Annotated in this window: 16 protein-coding genes; 13 read left to right on the forward strand and 3 right to left on the reverse strand. The window is 69.3% G+C overall.

Annotated features, from left to right (window positions below):
- Positions 1 to 20: 20 nt before the first annotated feature.
- Genes ABT009_RS04635 through ABT009_RS04650 form a run of 4 tightly spaced genes read left to right on the forward strand, consistent with a single transcriptional unit; the run spans position 21 to position 2,726 of the window.
- On the forward strand, positions 21 to 392 hold the full coding sequence (locus ABT009_RS04635; RefSeq protein ID WP_351289460.1) for a VOC family protein: 372 nt from the start codon (positions 21 to 23) through the stop codon (positions 390 to 392).
- A gap of 25 nt (positions 393 to 417) precedes the next feature.
- The gene (locus ABT009_RS04640; RefSeq protein WP_351289462.1) at positions 418 to 1,203 is read left to right on the forward strand and encodes an alpha/beta fold hydrolase; all 786 of its coding nucleotides are present in this window, start codon (positions 418 to 420) and stop codon (positions 1,201 to 1,203) included.
- Positions 1,200 to 1,670: a GlcG/HbpS family heme-binding protein gene (locus tag ABT009_RS04645; RefSeq protein ID WP_351289464.1), complete on the forward strand. Its 471-nt coding sequence runs from the start codon at positions 1,200 to 1,202 to the stop codon at positions 1,668 to 1,670. Before ABT009_RS04640 ends, ABT009_RS04645 begins: the two co-directional genes overlap by 4 nt.
- A 3-nt stretch (positions 1,671 to 1,673) precedes the next feature.
- Positions 1,674 to 2,726, forward strand: a complete 1,053-nt coding sequence (locus tag ABT009_RS04650) for a uroporphyrinogen decarboxylase/cobalamine-independent methonine synthase family protein (RefSeq protein WP_351289466.1) — start codon at positions 1,674 to 1,676, stop codon at positions 2,724 to 2,726.
- Positions 2,727 to 2,807: 81 nt separating this feature from the next.
- Here ABT009_RS04650 and ABT009_RS04655 read toward each other — a convergent pair whose 3' ends face one another.
- Positions 2,808 to 3,095, reverse strand: coding sequence for a putative quinol monooxygenase (locus tag ABT009_RS04655; RefSeq protein ID WP_351289470.1), 288 nt, complete (start codon positions 3,093 to 3,095; stop codon positions 2,808 to 2,810).
- Between the two features lie 216 nt (positions 3,096 to 3,311).
- Here ABT009_RS04655 and ABT009_RS04660 point away from each other — a divergent pair, with 216 nt between their 5' ends.
- The 3 genes from ABT009_RS04660 to ABT009_RS04670 all read left to right on the forward strand — a co-directional run bounded on the left by ABT009_RS04660 (position 3,312) and on the right by ABT009_RS04670 (position 6,989).
- Positions 3,312 to 4,760, forward strand: a complete 1,449-nt coding sequence (locus tag ABT009_RS04660; protein ID WP_351289472.1) for an aldehyde dehydrogenase family protein — start codon at positions 3,312 to 3,314, stop codon at positions 4,758 to 4,760.
- A 26-nt stretch (positions 4,761 to 4,786) separates the two neighbouring features.
- On the forward strand, positions 4,787 to 5,986 hold the full coding sequence (lhgD, locus tag ABT009_RS04665) for an L-2-hydroxyglutarate dehydrogenase (protein WP_351289474.1): 1,200 nt from the start codon (positions 4,787 to 4,789) through the stop codon (positions 5,984 to 5,986).
- 142 nt (positions 5,987 to 6,128) lie between these two features.
- Positions 6,129 to 6,989, forward strand: a complete 861-nt coding sequence (locus ABT009_RS04670; protein WP_351289476.1) for an amidohydrolase family protein — start codon at positions 6,129 to 6,131, stop codon at positions 6,987 to 6,989.
- A 46-nt stretch (positions 6,990 to 7,035) separates the two neighbouring features.
- Here ABT009_RS04670 and ABT009_RS04675 read toward each other — a convergent pair whose 3' ends face one another.
- Positions 7,036 to 8,229 (reverse strand): RNA-guided endonuclease InsQ/TnpB family protein, encoded by a 1,194-nt coding sequence (locus ABT009_RS04675; RefSeq protein WP_351289478.1) that lies wholly within the window; start codon positions 8,227 to 8,229, stop codon positions 7,036 to 7,038.
- A gap of 153 nt (positions 8,230 to 8,382) precedes the next feature.
- Here ABT009_RS04675 and ABT009_RS04680 point away from each other — a divergent pair, with 153 nt between their 5' ends.
- Both ABT009_RS04680 and ABT009_RS04685 read left to right on the forward strand, forming a co-directional pair.
- A complete protein-coding gene (locus ABT009_RS04680; protein WP_351289480.1) occupies positions 8,383 to 10,098 on the forward strand; it encodes a thiamine pyrophosphate-dependent enzyme in 1,716 nt (571 codons plus the stop codon).
- 20 nt (positions 10,099 to 10,118) lie between these two features.
- A complete protein-coding gene (locus ABT009_RS04685; protein ID WP_351289482.1) occupies positions 10,119 to 11,192 on the forward strand; it encodes an Ldh family oxidoreductase in 1,074 nt (357 codons plus the stop codon).
- Between the two features lie 86 nt (positions 11,193 to 11,278).
- On the opposite strand, the gene ABT009_RS04690 is transcribed toward ABT009_RS04685, so the two are convergent.
- A complete protein-coding gene (locus ABT009_RS04690) occupies positions 11,279 to 12,229 on the reverse strand; it encodes an alpha/beta hydrolase fold domain-containing protein (protein ID WP_351289484.1) in 951 nt (316 codons plus the stop codon).
- Positions 12,230 to 12,454: 225 nt separating this feature from the next.
- On the opposite strand from ABT009_RS04690, the gene ABT009_RS04695 reads away from it, so the two are divergent.
- From ABT009_RS04695 to ABT009_RS04710, 4 genes are all read left to right on the forward strand, one after another.
- The gene (locus ABT009_RS04695; RefSeq protein ID WP_351289486.1) at positions 12,455 to 13,294 is read left to right on the forward strand and encodes a siderophore-interacting protein; all 840 of its coding nucleotides are present in this window, start codon (positions 12,455 to 12,457) and stop codon (positions 13,292 to 13,294) included.
- A 210-nt stretch (positions 13,295 to 13,504) separates the two neighbouring features.
- Positions 13,505 to 13,921, forward strand: a complete 417-nt coding sequence (locus tag ABT009_RS04700; protein WP_351289488.1) for a GntR family transcriptional regulator — start codon at positions 13,505 to 13,507, stop codon at positions 13,919 to 13,921.
- An 18-nt stretch (positions 13,922 to 13,939) separates the two neighbouring features.
- A complete protein-coding gene (locus ABT009_RS04705; RefSeq protein WP_351289490.1) occupies positions 13,940 to 14,836 on the forward strand; it encodes an ABC transporter ATP-binding protein in 897 nt (298 codons plus the stop codon).
- Positions 14,833 to 15,822 (forward strand): ABC-2 membrane transporter-related protein, encoded by a 990-nt coding sequence (locus ABT009_RS04710; RefSeq protein WP_351289492.1) that lies wholly within the window; start codon positions 14,833 to 14,835, stop codon positions 15,820 to 15,822. The genes ABT009_RS04705 and ABT009_RS04710 overlap by 4 nt, the downstream gene beginning before the upstream one ends.
- Positions 15,823 to 16,191: the final 369 nt, after the last annotated feature.

The raw sequence follows: 16,191 nt of genomic DNA on the forward strand, positions 1-16,191 counted from the left end.
ACCCCCGAAAGGAAAGAGCGATGAGCAGGGAACCCCGCTACATCCACCACGTCAACTTCCCCACCACCGACCCGGACCGCACCGCCGAGTGGTACGCCAAGGTCTTCGGGATGAAGCGCATCCAGCCCAAGTCCAATACACGCGTCGTCCTCATGACCCGCGGCAACTTCGACCTCCACTTCACTCCGGTCGAGGAGATGGAGCGGATGGCGCCGTACCACTTCGCCGTCGAGGTCGACGACTGGGACGAGTTCCTCGCGCACCTCAAGGACCTTGGTATCCGCCACACCCGCCCGATCGAGCGGCCCGAGAACCAGTCCAAGTTCTGCTACATCCACGACCCCGACCACACCATGATCGAGCTGGTCTACCACGCCAAGCGCCCCAACTGACCCGCGCGAACGAGGAGTTACCCCCATGCCCTTCGCCGACTCCGACGGCACCTCCATCTACTACGAGCGCCACGGCAGCGGTCCGGCGATCCTGTTCGTGCACGGTTCCGGCGGCCACCACGCCGCCTGGTGGCAGCAGGTGGCCGCGCTGCGCGACGAGTTCACAGTCGTCACCGTGGACCTGCGCGGCTTCGGCAAGTCCGACTCGTCGATGCCCGAGTTCGACGGCCAAGACTTCCCCGGCGACCTCGTCGCCGTCCTCGACAAGGAGGACCTCACCGACGTGATGCTGGTGGGCCAGTCCATCGGCTCCGTCGCCGCCCTGCGCGCAGGACTCACCCGCCCCGAACGCGTGGGCTCGGTCGTCCTCGGCCACTCCCTCGGCTCCATCGCCCACCCGGAGCTGACCGAGCTCGCCAAGGCCGACCGCGCCGAGGCGGTGAAGCTGCCGGTCATCGACCGGCTGCTCACCAAGCAGTTCCAGCAGGAGCGCCCCGATCTGACGTTCCTCTTCAACCAGATGGGCACGTTCAACGTCGCCAAGATGGCCGACCTGCGCAACCTCGACACCAACGGCCCGACCCTCGACGAGATCAAGGCATCCGGCCTGAAGGTCGCCTTCCTCGCGGGCGAGAAGGACGCCGTCCTCAGCGTCAAGACCGTGCGGCGCGCCCACGAGCTGGTCGAGGGCTCGCACCTGGAGATCGTCGAGGACGCCCCCCACTCCATGTACTGGGAGGTCCCCGAGAAGTACAACGCCGCGGTCGCGAAGCTCCGCCGCCTGTTCACCACCCAGAAGGAAGCAGCATGAGCAAGCTCACCCTCGACGCAGCCGAAGAGATCATCGACGCCTGCTTCAAGCGCGGCCAGGCCGTCGGCAAGGCGTTCAGCGTCGCGGTGGTGGACGCCGGCGGATTCGTCGTCGCCATCCGCCGCTCGGACGGCGCTCGCCCGCTCACGCCGGACATCGCCCGCGCCAAGGCGTACACCGCCGCGGTGATGCAGCGGCCCGGCAAGATGCTGAAGAAGTGGCAGGAGAGCCAGCCGGTCTTCTTCTCGCAGCTCTCCCAGCTCCCCGGCGCCGCGCTGCCGATCATGGCCACTGAGGGCAGCGTCACCATCAAGAAGGACGGCGAGATCATCGGCGGCCTCGGCGTCGCCGGCGGTACGGCGGGGGAGGACCAGCAGGTCGCCGACGAGGTCCTCGAATCCCTCGGCTATGAGCTGGAGTTCCCGGCCTGGGGCGTCGGGGGCAAGCCGGCCGGAAAGGACGACTGAGCCATGGCGGATACGTTCAACTACCGCATCGACCACCACGGCAGCCTGGTCCGTCCCGCTGAACTCCTCGCCGCCCGCGAACAGTTCGCCCGCGGCGAGATCGACGAGGCGGCCCTCCGTGAGGCCGAGCACGCGGCGGTGAAGGAAGCGGTGGTCCTCCAGCGCAAGCTGCGGTCCACGGTGGTCACCGACGGCGACTTCCCGCGCGAGGACTTCCGCAGCGCCGTCTTCGACGGTGTCTCCGGTTTCCGCCGCACGGAGGAGACGGTGGACGGGCTGCCGAGCTGGGTCGCGGAGTCCCTGCCGAAGGCGAAGGGCCCTCTGCTCGCCGACTGGACGGGCACGGTGGCAGGTCTCACGCAGATCGCCGCCAAGGCGTCGCTGCCGTCCCCGGCGTACCTGGCCGCCACCTGCTTCGAGCCGGGGCTCGCCGGCTCCAGCGGCCCGGCTTCGGCGCGTGAACTCGGCGAGGCGCTGGCGGAGATCATCCAGGCGGAGATCGAGCTGCTGGTGGCACGCGGAGTAAAGCTCATCCAGCTCAACAATCCGCTCCTGCTTGCCCAGACCTCCACCGAGGCCCCGGCCCTGGGAGCGCTCTCCTTCGAGGACGCCCTCGCCGTCGAGGCCATAGCCGTCCGCCTCGACACCCGCCCCGAGGGCGTACGGATCGGCGTCTGCCCCGGCTGGGAGGCCCCCGCCGCGGTGGACCGCGCCAAGGCCGAGCAGCTGTACGGCGCCGTGCCGGCGGACCGCTGGGTCCTGCCGTACTACCAGGACACGGCGGCCGAGTTCGACCTGCTGAAGGCCCTGCCCGAGGACCGGGACGTGTGTCTCACCGTGGTCGACGCGGCCGTTCCCGAACTCGAGGACATCGACGCGGTGATGACCCGTATCGACGCCGCCGCCGAGGTCAAGGACATCGAGGACATGGCGATCGCGCCATCGCGCGGCTTCGCCGACTCGGCCACCCACCCCCTGCTCAGCGCCGAGGACCAGCGCCGCAAGCTCGTGCTGGTCGAGACCCTTGCCCGCTACTGCTGGGGTAACGAGTTCTGAGCACGACAGCGGCCGGGGCCGGGAAGCACCATGGGGGCTTCCCGGCCCCGGCCACCTTCACACCGAGGCTCTGAAGGACGTTCAGAGGACCTCGGCGAAGGTCACCGTCCGCTCCGTCAGCAGCGGCCGCACCGTCTCCACGATCAGCTCGGTGAAGTAGTCGGCGGCCGCGTGGGCATCGAAACCGGCACGGTCGGCGTACACCTCGTACAGCACGAATCCGCCCGGTCGGTCTGCTTCGGCGTGCACCTCGTACGCCAGGTTCCCGGGCTCCGTCCGCGTGTGCTCGCGCATCTTCAGCAGCGCGGCGCGCACCGTGGCCTCGTCGGCGGGCTCGCAGCGGTAGTGGGCGACGACTGCGTAAGCCATCGGTCTCTCCTATCTCTCGTTGATCTACGGGATCGGGCCTGCAGATTCCAGCACGGAGCACCCGCCCGCCGACCCGCGCGGGGCGCAACCAATGCCTGCCGCCGCGGGGCTGGTGGCCCCGCCCCGACATGGTGTGTTGTCGCATCCGGCCCCGTACGGCCGCTCCCTGTGCAGACCGCGGACCCGCACCGCGGCGGACGAAGGAAGTGATCTTCAATGCGTACCCTGGAAGCGCTCTCCGGCGGAGAGTGGGTGGCTACCGGAGAGTGGATCGACGTCCACGACCCGGCCGACATCCGCACCCCGATCGCCCGGATTCCGGCCCTCGCCGCCAAGGACGTCACCCGGGCCTACGACCACGCCGAGCGCGGCTTCGCCGTCTGGAAGCGCACCAGCCCCTTCGAGCGGGCCCGGATCTTCACCGACGCGGCACGGCTGATCCGCGAGCGGGTCGAGGAGATCGCGGCCGACGTCACCGCCGAGAACGGCAAGACCCTGGCCGAGGCCCGCGGCGAGACCCTGAAGGCCGCCGACTTCCTCGAGTACTACGCGGGGCTGGCCCGTCGGGGCTACGGCACGCTGCTGCACGACGCCCGCCCCGACACCCGCACCCACACGCAGCGGGAGCCGATCGGCGTGATCCTGGTGATCAGTCCGTGGAACGACCCGCTGATCACCCCGGCTCGCAAGCTCGCCCCACTGCTCGCCACCGGCAACGCGGCCGTCTTCAAGCCGGCCACCGAGACCCCGCTCTCCGGCCTGCATTTCGCCCGCGCCCTCCACGACGCGGGCCTGCCGGCCGGTGTTCTGAACGTGGTGACGGGCCGTACGGCCGAGATCGAGGAGGCGCTCCTCGACGACCCGCGGATTGTCGGCATCACCTTCACCGGCTCCAACGCGGTCGGCAACCGGATCCGCCGGCGCCTCGCCGACCGCAACGTCCGCTTCCAGGGCGAACTCGGCGGCAAGAATGCCTCCGTGGTCCTGAAGGACGCCGACCTGCCGGCCGCCGCGAAGGCCGTCGTCGCTGCTTCCTTCGGCCAGGCCGGGCAGCGGTGCACCGCCACCAGCCGGGTGATCGTCGAGCGGCCGGTGTACCAGGAGTTGACCCGCCTTCTGGTCGCCGAGGTGGAGGCGCTGCAGATCGGGCCCGGCAGTGACCCGGCCGCCACCCTGTGCCCGCTGTCCAGCCCGAAGCAGCGTGACAGCGTCCTCGCCGACCTCAACAAGGCCGTCGAGCAGGGAGCCACCGTCCTCACCGGCGGCCAGCCGGACACCGAGGGCGACCGCGCACACGGCTGCTTCGTGCAGCCGACCGTGCTCGCCGACGTCGCGCCCGAGACGGCGATCTGGCGCGAGGAGGTCTTCGGCCCGGTCCTCGCCGTCCGCGCGGTCGACGACTTCACGGGGGCCGTCGAGGCCGTCAACGACTCCGACTTCGGCCTCGCCGCCGCCGTCTTCACCCGCGACCTCGCCTCCGCCTACCGCTTCGCGGACCAGGCCGAGTGCGGGCAGATCGCGGTGAACACCACCACCACCGGCTGGGACGTGCACCTGCCCTTCGGCGGGTTCCACGACTCCGGCACGGCCTACAAGGAGCAGGGCGAAGAGGTCCTGCGCTTCTCCACCCGGGTCAAGACGGTCGCCGTCCACTTCGGCGCCTGAGCATGTCATGAGAGAGGAGGATGCCGATGGCTGACGAGACGATCGGCATCGTCGGCGCCGGCATCGTGGGTCTGGCCACGGGCCGCGAGATCGCCCTGCGCCGCCCCGGCACCCGCGTCGTGGTGCTGGAGAAGGAGCAGGAGGTCGCCGTCCACCAGACCGGCCACAACTCGGGCGTGGTGCACGCCGGCATCTACTACACGCCGGGCAGCCTCAAGGCCGACCTGACCGTGCGAGGCGTGTCCCTGCTGCGCGAGTACTGCCAGGACCGCGAGCTGCCGTATCGGCAGATCGGCAAGCTGGTGGTGGCGGTCCGCGACGACGAGCTCGGCCGCATGGAGAACCTCTACGAGCGGGCCAGGAACAACCACGTGCCCGACCTGAGGAAGGTCTCCGAGGAGGAGATCAGGGAGATCGAGCCGAACGCCGGCGGCGTCGCGGCCCTGCACTCCCCGCGCACCGCGATCACCGACTACCCGGCGATCGCCCGGGCGTTCGCCAAGGACGTCGTCGACTCGGGCGGCGAGGTGAGGCTCGGCTTCCCGGTCACCGGCATCACCAACGTGCCCGGCGGGATCGAGGTGGTGTCCGGGCAGGAGAGGGTCCGTGTGGACCGGCTGATCCTCTGCGCGGGCCTCCAGTCCGACTCCGTCGCCAAGCTCGCGCAGGACAAGCAGGAGCCGAAGATCATCCCGTTCCGGGGCGAGTACATGCTGCTCAAGCCGGAGAAGACGGACCTGGTGCGGGGGCTCATCTACCCGGTGCCGGACCCGCGTTACCCGTTCCTCGGCGTGCACTTCACCCCCAGGGTCGACGGTTCCGTGGAGGTCGGGCCCAACGCCGTACTGGCCCTGGCCAGGGAGGGTTACCGGCGTAGCAGGATCTCGCCCAGGGATCTGATCGGCCTCGCCGGCTACCCCGGCTCCTGGAAGATGGCCGCCCAGCACTGGCGGACCGGCATCAGGGAGTATCGCGGTTCGTTCTCCATGGCGGCCTTCATGAAGGACGCCAAGCTGTACGTCCCGGGCGTCGGCGCCAAGGACGTGGTGCGCGGCGGCGCGGGCGTACGCGCCCAGGCCCTGGGCCGCGACGGCACCCTCGTGGACGACTTCCGTATCCACCAGGTGGGCCGGATCACCGCCGTGCGCAACGCTCCCTCGCCGGCGGCGACCGCCTCCATGGCGATCGCCGAGCACATCGTCGACGCCGTCTTCGCCGACTCCTGAAGCAACATCAAAATGCCCTCTGTGCAGCGCACTTCCGCGCAACAACAGCTTGCACTCCCAGGGCTCTGCAAGGCCTCACGGTCCGCCTAGCGTTCCTCCCGCACCACCCCACCACCCCCCTTCGAAAGAAAGAGATGAAGACATGTTCGTCGTCGACACGCAGATCCACATCTGGAAGGAAGAGACCCCGGACCGCCCCTGGGTCCCGGGCGCTCGTGAGCGGATCCGCCTCAACGGCCACCGCGAGGACCCCTTCTCCTACGAGGAGGCCCTCGAGCTGATGGACGAGGCCGGCGTCAACCGCGCGCTGATCCTGCCGCCGTCGTGGGAGGGCGACCGCATCGACTACGCCCTCGAGGCCTGTGAGGCGCACCCGGACCGCTTCGGCATCATGGCCCGCATTCCGCAGAACAAGCCCGAAGAGGGCAAGGCCATGCTGAAGGACTTCGCCCAGAACCCCCACGTCAAGGGCACCCGCCTCACCTTCCACCGGCCGATCGACCGCAACTGGATGATCGACGGCACCAACGACTGGTACTGGCCGATCGCCGAGGAGCTGCGCATCCCCACCATGGTCCACGCCCCGATCTGGAAGCGTGAGCTCGGCCAGATCGCCGAGAAGCACCCCGAGCTGAAGATCATCATCGACCACATGGGCATCATGGCCCGCTGCGTCGACGACGCGATCGGCTACTGGGTCCAGGAGACCGCCGACCTGGCCGCGCACCCCAACATCTACGTGAAGGTGTCGGCGCTCCCGGGCTACTCGACGCAGCCCTTCCCGAACAACAACATCCAGAAGTACGTGCGCGAGATGGTCGACAAGATGGGCCCGCAGCGCTGCTTCTACGGCACCGACATCACCCGCCTGCTCGGCCACGGCATCACCTACACCGACACGATCGAGCAGTTCACCAAGCACTGGGACTTCACGCCCGAGGAGCTTGAATGGATCATGGGCCGCGGTATCTCCGAGGTCCTGAACTGGCCGATCGAGGGCTGAGGAAGCACCAGAGTTGACTTCGCCCCCTCCTGAAGGAGGGGGATTCTCACGGCTCGCGCCGTGAGGGTTTCTGCTTCGTCGCCGACTGCCCGCCCGGAGTTCTCCGTTGAGGTCTTACACCAGCTCCACAGACAGATACCGCCAGCCCGGCGGCCAGAAGGTTCTTCGCCGCGTTCACGTCCCGATCGTGGGTCGTCCCGCAGTCGCACGTCCATTCGCGGACGTCCAGCGGCATCTTCTCGGCGAGGGTGCCGCAGGTGGAGCACAGCTTGGAGGAGGGGAACCAGCGGTCTACGACCACCAGATCCCGCCCGTACCAGGCTGCCTTGTACTCCAGCATGGAGCGCAGCTCACGCCAGGCCGCATCGCTGATGGCGCGGGCGAGGCTGCCGTTCTTGACCATGTTGCGTACGGTCAGGTCCTCGATCACGAGCGTTTGGTTTTCACGCACGAGACGAGTGGTCAGCTTGTGGAGACCGTCACGGCGACGGTCGGTGATGCGAGCGTGGATCTTCGCGACCTTGCGTCGGGCCTTGGCTCGGTTGGCTCCGTCGTCCTTGGCCTTGCGGGCGAGTTGCCGCTGCGCCTTCGCCAGTCGGGCGCGGTCGCGGCGTTCATGCCCGGGGTTGGTGATCTTCTCACCGGTGGAGAGCGTGACCAGGTGGTCCAGGCCTGCATCGATACCGACCGCTCTATCCGTAGCGGGCAGTGTCTTCACGCTGGGGTCATCGCAGAGCAGGGACACGAACCAGCGTCCCGCCGCGTCCTGAGAGACGGTTACCGTGGACGGCGATGCTCCCTGCGGGAGCGGCCTGGACCAGGCGATGTTCAGTGGCTCGGACATCTTTGCCAACGTCAGCTTGCCGTTCCGGAAGCGGAACGCGCTGGTGGTGTACTCCGCGCTCTTGCGGGACTTCTTCCGCGATTTGAAGCGCGGGTACTTGGCCCTTTTCGCGAAGAAATGAGTGAACGCTGCCTGCAAGTGCCGAAGTGCCTGCTGGAGCGGAACCGAGGACACCTCGTTCAGGTAGGCCAGTGCCTCGGTCTTCTTCCACGTCGTCAGCATCGCCGACGTCTGGTTGTAGTTTACGCGCTCCTGCCGCGCCCAAGCCTCAGTGCGAGCGGCGAGCGCCATGTTGTAGACCTTGCGCACGCACCCGAACGTGCGCGACAGCTCAACTGCCTGCGCATCGGTCGGATAGAAGCGGTACTTGAATGCCCGCTTCACACCTGTGGTCATGGATCACAATCTAGCACGCCAATTAGTGAACTCTTGCGCGGAGTTGGGGGTAGACGACGAATCGCCCGGCTGCGATTCGCGTTTCCCTGCCCTGCTCCGAAGGGGCTTCGTTTCCTCCACCGGCTAAGCCGGGGCTATCCACGAAGGAGTCCAGTGACGGAGAACAACACGCCAGGCGCCGACGGCGGTGACGCCGTCGTCTCCGCCTTCAACGCCGTCGGCGCCGAGTACATCTTCTGCTCATCGGGGTCCGAATGGGCCCCGGTGTGGGAGTCCCTCGCCCGGCACCACCGCGACGGGGCTCCCTGCCCGCAGTACCTCGACCTGACGCACGAGACCGTCGCCGTGGGCATGGCCACCGGTTACGGACTCGTCAAGCGCCGGCCGCAGGGCGTGCTGCTGCACGCGGCACCCGGCCTGCTGCAGGGTTCGATGGCGGTCCACGGCGCGCTCCTCGCGGGCGTCCCGATGGTGGTCACCTCCTCGGAGTCGGCCACGTACGGCGACGGCCCCGGCAAGGACCCGGGCGGCCAGTGGTACCGGAACCTGTCGATCGTGGGCGGCCCGCACGGTGTCGCCCAGCCGTTCACCAAGTGGTCCAACGAGGCCGCCAGCGTCCACACCCTGCCCACGATGATCACGCGGGCGGCGGAACTGGCCTGGCGCGCCCCCGCGGGCCCCGCGTACCTCAACATCCCGCTGGAGATCCTCCTCGAGGAGTGGGACGGCCGCGAGGCCAAGCCCATCGTGCAGCCGGGCTCCACGCACAGCTCGCCCGAAGAGGTCGACTCCGTCGCCCAGATGATCCGCGAGGCGGTCAACCCCGTGATCGTCACGGAGACGGCCGGCCGTGAGGCGGGCGGCTTCGAGGCCCTGGTGGCCTTCGCCGAGGCGTGGAACATCCCGGTGGTCGAGCCGGACTCGGCGGTGTGCGGGAACTTCCCGCGCACCCACGCGCTGCACGCGGGCAGCGACATCGGGCCGTGGATGGACGAGGCGGACCTGATCCTGCTGGTCAACTGCCGGGCTCCCTTCTACCCGCCGTCGCGCCGCCCCGCCAAGGCGAAGATCGTCGTCATCGACGAGGTGCCGCAGCGCCCGCATGTCGTCTACCAAGTCCTTTTCGCAGAAAAGTACTTGGAAGGCAACGTCGCCAACACGCTCCGGCAGCTCACCAAGCGCGCCAAGGATCTCGACGAGGCCGCCGTCGCGGCGCGCCGAGCGGCGCAGGAGGAGCGGCACGCCGCCGAGCAGACCGCGATCGCGGGCGCCGAGGCGAAGGCCGCCGAGGCCCAGGGTGCCGAGGGCATCGACCCGGTGCTCGTCGCCGCGACGCTGCGCAGGCTGCTCCACGGTCAGGACGCGATCGTCGTCGACGAGACGATCACGCACAGCCGCGTCGTCAAGCGCCACGTCCAGACCTCCGACCCCGACTCGTACTTCTACGTGCAGGGCGGACTCGGCCAGGGCATCGCGGTGGCGCTCGGCGTCAAGCTCGCGGCCAAGGAGCGCCCGGTGGTGCTCACGATCGGTGACGGGGCGTTCGCGTACAACCCGGTGATCCAGTCGTACGACGCCGCCAAGGCGTACGACCTGCCGCTGCTGATCGTGGTCTTCAACAACCGTGTCTACAAGTCGATGAACCTCAACCACCGCAGGTTCTACCCCGAGGGCGCGGCGGCAGAGACCGGCGAGTGGCTCGGGACCGACCTGCACCGGCTGCCCCGACTCGCGCAGTTCGCCGAGCCGTTCGGCATGCACGCGGAGACCGTCGACGCGCCGGACGCGCTCGCGCCCGCGCTGGAGCGCGCCCTCAAGGCCGTGGCCGAGGGCACCACCGCCGTCGTCGACGTCCTCGTCACCCGCTGACCCAGGAGGCACCCGCCACCATGAGCAACACCCCAACCCCCAAGCCGGGCAAGGTCCTGGTCCCCGCCGGGGACCTGCGCACCTTCGCGGCCGCCCTCCTCGAGAAGGGGGGCCTCAGCCCCGAGCGCGCCCGCACCACCGCCGACGTGTTCGTCTGGGCCGCTCTGCGCGGCGTCGAATCGCACGGCATCGCGCGCGTCCCCGCCTACCTGGACCTGCTCGCCAAGGGTGTGGCCAACGCCGGGGCCGACATCAAGGTCGAGTCCGCGACCCCGGCCGCCGCCGTCCTGGACGCCGACCGCGCACCCGGCCCCGTCGCCCTCACCGCGGCCGCCGAGGAAGCGGTGACCCGGGCCAGGACCACCGGCATCGCCGCCGTGGGGGTACGCCGCACCGTCCACACCGGAGCCATCGGCTACTACGTCTCCAAGATCGCCGAGCAGGACCTCGTCGGCATCGGCTACGTCGCCGGGATGCCCAACATGGGCTACACGGGAGTCAAGGGCGCCGCCGTGGCCACCAGCCCGCTCGCCATCGCGGTACCCGCCGAGAGCCACGCGCCTCTCCTCCTGGACATGGCCACCGCCACCATCGCGCTGGGCAAGATCCGCCAGGCCAAGGCGAGCGGCACCCCGCTACCCGAGGGGGCAGCGGCCACCGAGGACGGCACCCCGACCACCGACCCGGAGAAGGCGGTCATGCCGCTCCCGTTGGGCGGCGCCAAGGGGTCCGGCATGTCGCTCGCCTTCGAGCTGCTCACCAGCGTGCTCGTCGGTGCGCCGATCTTCTCCGCCTTCCACTCGGACGACCCCCAGGGCCGCAAGCACCGCCAGAACGCCCTGCTCATCGCCCTCGACCCGGCCGCCTTCGGCGGCACGGACGGCTTCACCGCGGCCGTGGACACCACCCTGAGCACCCTCAAGGGGCTGCCGGCGGCGGACGGTGCGGCCGGTGTGTTCTACCCCGGCGAGCGCAGCGCCGCGCTCGCCGAGGAGCGTGGCGCGAAGGGCGTGCCGGTGGCACCGAAGGTGTGGCGCGACCTGACGGAGCGCGCCGAGGAGCTGGGCGTCGCGCTGCCGCAAGCCACCGGATAGGGGACAGCGGCTTCGGCAGTGACGGCTCCCGGGGGAGGAGGATGGCCGGGCGTCCGGTGCGGCGGACGCCCCGGCCATCCGTGCCCTCAAAGGGCCTTGGAAGCTTCGGCGCCGGTCGCCCGTCGTATATGACGGGCGATCAGGGCGTAGGTCTCCCGGGCCTTCTCGTCGTCCTTGGAGTCGTAGCCGTGGTCGACTCCGCGCACGTCGTGGTGCTCGACGAGGGCGCCCGCCGCGCCCAGCCGCTCGGCGTAGCGCGTTGCCTCGGTCCTCAGCAGGTCGTACTCGGCCGTGATCACCACAGCCGGGGCGATGCCCTTCAGGTCGGCGGTGTCCGACGGCTGAGCGGGCGAGACGAGCCGGTCGGCACGCTCGCGCGGGTCCGGCACGTACGACGTGTCGAAGACCTCCGCCATCCACGGCCGCAGCATGGGCTTGGCGACGGCGGCCCGCTTGTCCTTGGCACTGGTGACGAGGTCCAGCGGGGGATAGTGCAGCACCTGGAGCGCGATCGACGGCCCGCCCTGCTCCAGGGCCTGGCGGGCCACGGCCGCCGCGAGCCCGCCGCCGGCGCTCTGCCCGCCCACGGTGAGCCGGCTGCCGTCCCAGCCGTGCTGCGCGCCCTGCTCGGCGACCCAGCGCACCACCTCGAAGGCCTGCCGGGGCGGGGCCGGGAACGGGTGCTGCGGGGCGACCACGTACTTCACGTTGACCACGACCACCCCTGCCTCGGCGGCGAGAAACCGGCAGAGCGCGTCGTCCATCTCCGGCATCGACATGACGTATCCGCCGCCGTGGAAGTTGACGTGGACGGGCGGATGCGCCGCCTCGGAAGGGGGTGCGTACACCGTGACCGGGGCCGGGGCGACGGACGTCGGGACCGTCAACCGGCGGGCTTCACGCGGGAATTCGGGGAAACGGGCGTGCCAGGAGGCCGTCGAGCCGGGCCCGCTGGAGCGTCGGCCCGCGAGCCCGGTGATCCCCTGCATCGTCTTGGCGGCGAAGGAGGCCACCGCAGGTCTGGCCAGGAAGGACATGCAGCTCCGATCGGTCGAACCGTTCTCCGCTTGATTATCAGGTTTCCTGTTGATGGGTGGTTGATCGTAACATCACCGCGCCGAACACTGGTCGGCTCCGGACGGACATTTACGCGGTACGTCGCAGGTCGCAAGGTCAGGTTGCGATTTGCGCGGGCCGCAATTCCCTGGCGCTCCGGTGGGCCTGTTGGTTTAGTGAGGCTAAATAAGACATGGGGAGAGTCAATGACTGAGCGACGGGCGCGCGGGCCTCGGAAGCCGCACACTGCACGGGTTGTACGCAGCGAACGGCTGACGCCGCGCATGCAACGCGTGGTGTTGGGCGGAGAGGGGCTCGCCGCGTTCACGGCGGGCACCTGGACCGACCACTATGTGAAGCTGCTGATCCCGGTCGAGGGTGTTGGTTACCCGGAGCCGTTCGACATGGAGAGGATCCGCGCGGAGTTCCCGCCGGAGCAGTGGCCGGTGACGCGGACGTACACGGTACGGGCCTGGGATGCCGAACTGCATGAGCTGACGCTGGACTTCGTGGTCCACGGCGACGAGGGCCTCGCTGGGCCCTGGGCGGTGCGGGCGCGGCCGGGTGACGTGGTGCGCTTCATGGGCCCCGGCGGCGGCTACGCGCCGGACGCCGGTGCCGACTGGCATCTGCTGGCCGGCGACGAAAGCGCGCTGCCTGCGGTCGCGGCCGCTCTGGAGGCGCTGCCCGAGGGTGCCGAGGTCCGTGCCTTCGTGGAGGTGGCGGGCCCCGAGGAGGAGCAGAGGATCGCCTCCGACGCGGAGGTGGTGTGGCTGCATCGCGGGGACCGGCCGGTGGGTGAGGCGCTGGTCGAGGCCGTGCGCGCGCTGGAGTTCCCGCTGGGCCGGGTGCACGCGTTCGTGCATGGAGAGGCCGGCTTCGTGAAGGAGCTGCGCCGGCTGCTCCGGATCGAGCACCAGATCCCGCGCGAGGATCTGTCGGTGTCTGGCTACTGGCGGATGGGCCACAACGAGGACGGCTGGCAGTCCACGAAGCGGGAATGGGCCGCACAGGTCGAGGTGGAGCAGGAGTCCGCTACCGCATAGGGCCACACGGGACGTTCGTCGGCGGTGCCGGGCACGCACATCTTGCGTGCCCGGCACCGCTGTTATCGGACCCGAAGAGGGCCCTGGGGTGACCACTTCCTGAAACAGGCGTGGGTTCTTGAACCAGGCATTGGCTGTCCTACTGTTCTAAGACATGCGTACTTGACAGTGCGCTGCACCGCGAGCACGCTGTCTTACTGTCGTAAGACAGTGGGAGAAGAAGTGATCGAGTTCGTGCTCGACGGCCGCTCGCGGGTCGCCACGTACATGCAGCTTGTCCTGCAGGTGAAGCAGGCGCTGCGGGTCGGGCTTGCCCAGCCGGGCGATCAGCTGCCCAAGGTGCGCCAGGTGGCGCAGTCGCTGGCTATCAATCCGAACACGGTCTTGAAGGCGTACCGGGAGCTCGAGCTCGAGGGCCTCGCGGAAGGGCGCCCGGGCGTGGGCACCTTCCTCGTACGCACGTTGGCCGGGCCGTCCCTGGCCCATCAGGCCGACCTGCGCGAGGACCTGGTCGCCTGGCTGCGCAAGGCCGAGGCCGCCGGCCTGGGTCGCGAGGACATCGCCGCCCTCATCGACACCACGCTGCGCACCACGCTCGACGCACCGCCACCCAAGGACAACTCATGAACAGTTCCGGGAGCCGACATGACGGACACAGCGTTGGAGACCAACGCGCTGGGAAAGCGTTACGGGCGCACCTGGGCGCTCCAAGAGTGCTCGCTGCATCTGCCCGCCGGACGGATCGCCGGGCTGGTCGGCCCCAACGGCGCGGGCAAGTCCACCCTGCTGCATCTGGCCGTCGGCCTGCTGCGGCCCGACGCGGGAGAGGTGCGTGTCTTCGGCCGGGATCCGCGCAACAACACCGAAGTCCTGCCGGAGATCGGGTTCGTCGCCCAGGACACTCCGCTCTACCGCGACTTCACCGCCGCCGATCTGATCACCCTGGGCGGCAAGCTCAACCGCCGCTGGGACGCCGCCTTCGCTCGCGAGCGGATCGCTCAACTCGACATTCCGTTCAAGAAACCGGTCGGCAAGCTCTCCGGGGGACAGCGCGCACAGGTCGCCCTCGCGCTGGCCATGGCCAAGCGCCCTCGCCTGCTGCTGCTCGATGAGCCGGTCGCGGCTCTGGATCCGCTGGCCCGACGCGAGTTCATGCAGGCTCTGATGGGCGTGGTCAGCGAGAGCGACACGACGGTACTGCTGTCTTCACATCTGGTGGCCGATCTCGAACGGGTCTGCGACTACCTGATCGTGCTTCAAAAGGCGCACGTCCAGCTGGCCGGCCCGATCGACGACCTGCTCGACGAACACCGGACGCTGGTCGGCCCGCGCGCCGATGCCGACTCGGTTTCGGGCGTGGCGCAGATCATCAGCGCCAGCCACACCGACCGCCAGTCCACGCTGCTCGTACGCACCCAGGGCAGCCCAGTCGACGACCTCGCCTGGACCCAGCACGAGGTGACACTCGAAGACGTCGTGCTGGCCTACCTCCACGCAGGCGGCACCCCCACGGCTCGCACCGGATCGGAAGTGACCGCATGATCTGGCTGACCTGGAAGCAGCACCGCAAGCAGGCTCTCTTCGCCGTGATCGGACTCGCCGCACTCGCCGCGCTGATGGTTCCCACCGGCCTGCGCATGCACGAGGTCTTCGACGACTCCGGCCTGGCCTCGTGCCTGGCCAAGTTGGGCACGGACCCGCTGGCCGCGAACACCGCCGTGGACCGCTGCAACGCCCTCAGTACACAGTTCCAGAACCAGTTCAAATCCCTGTCGTTCGTCGGCATCCTCTTCGTGATCCTGCCGCTGCTGGTGGGGCTGTTCTTCGGCGCACCGCTGATCTCCCGCGAGGTCGAGCACAGCACCCACCGGTTCGTATGGACCCAGGGAGTCGGCCGCCTGCGCTGGGCCCTCGTCAAGTTCGGCCTGGTCGGTGCCGTCACGGTCCTCCTCGCCGTGGTGTACGCGCTGGGAGTGTCCTGGTGGTACGCACCCATGGCCGCCAACGGCAACGGCCGGTTCGGCTACATCTGGTTCGACGTGCAGGGCATCGCGCCGATCGGCTACACCCTGTTCGCGGTGGCGCTGGGCATCTTCGCCGGCACCGTCTCCCGTCGAGTCCTGCCGGCCATGGCCGGCACCCTTGCCGGATTCGCCGTCGTACGCATCGCCGTCGAAACCCTGGCCCGAGACCACTACCTGTCGGCCAAGACCCTGACGTACGGCTTGGCGAGCACCCAGGGACCGAACCCCGCGTCCGGCGACTGGGTCCTCGGTCAAGGACTGCGCGACGCCGCCGGAAAGCTCGTGAAGGCAAACGCCCAGGTAGGTTGCCCGCCTACCAGTGACGCCGGTTCATGCATGAAGGAGATGGCCAAGCAGGGCCTGGGGCCCGGCTCCTACAACTGGCAGCTCTACCAGCCCGGCGACCGGTTCTGGGCATTCCAGGGCATCGAGACCGGCATCTTCCTCGCTCTGGCGGCGCTCCTGCTCTTCCTTGCCGTCCGCCGGATGCGCCACGTCGCCTGACGGCAAGGCGGACGAGTGGGTGGGGCAGTCGGGTCTCCGGCTGCCCCACGCGGCGTTTCACGTCGTTTCACCTGATTCTGGCGAGGATGCTCCGGCGTTCACGCCGGGGAGGAATCGCCTCCTGTGGCTGCGACGCGGAGCGTGGCAGCATCTGCTTTCTGCCGGGCGCGGAGCGCCCGCACGGCTGCCCGGCGGAGCCGGAGAATGCGAACAACCATCCTATTGATCACTCGCGGTGGTGATCGCCCGGGTAGATAGCCTTCGTGTGTGCGGTTGTCGTACTACGGTCCGGGGTTGTGAAGTTGGTGGTGCAGGTGAAGCTGTTGCCGACGCCCGTGCAGGCGTCGGCGCTTGAGGCGACCCTGCGTG

Source organism: Streptomyces sp. NPDC002896, assembly GCF_040295225.1.
GTDB lineage: Bacteria > Actinomycetota > Actinomycetes > Streptomycetales > Streptomycetaceae > Streptomyces.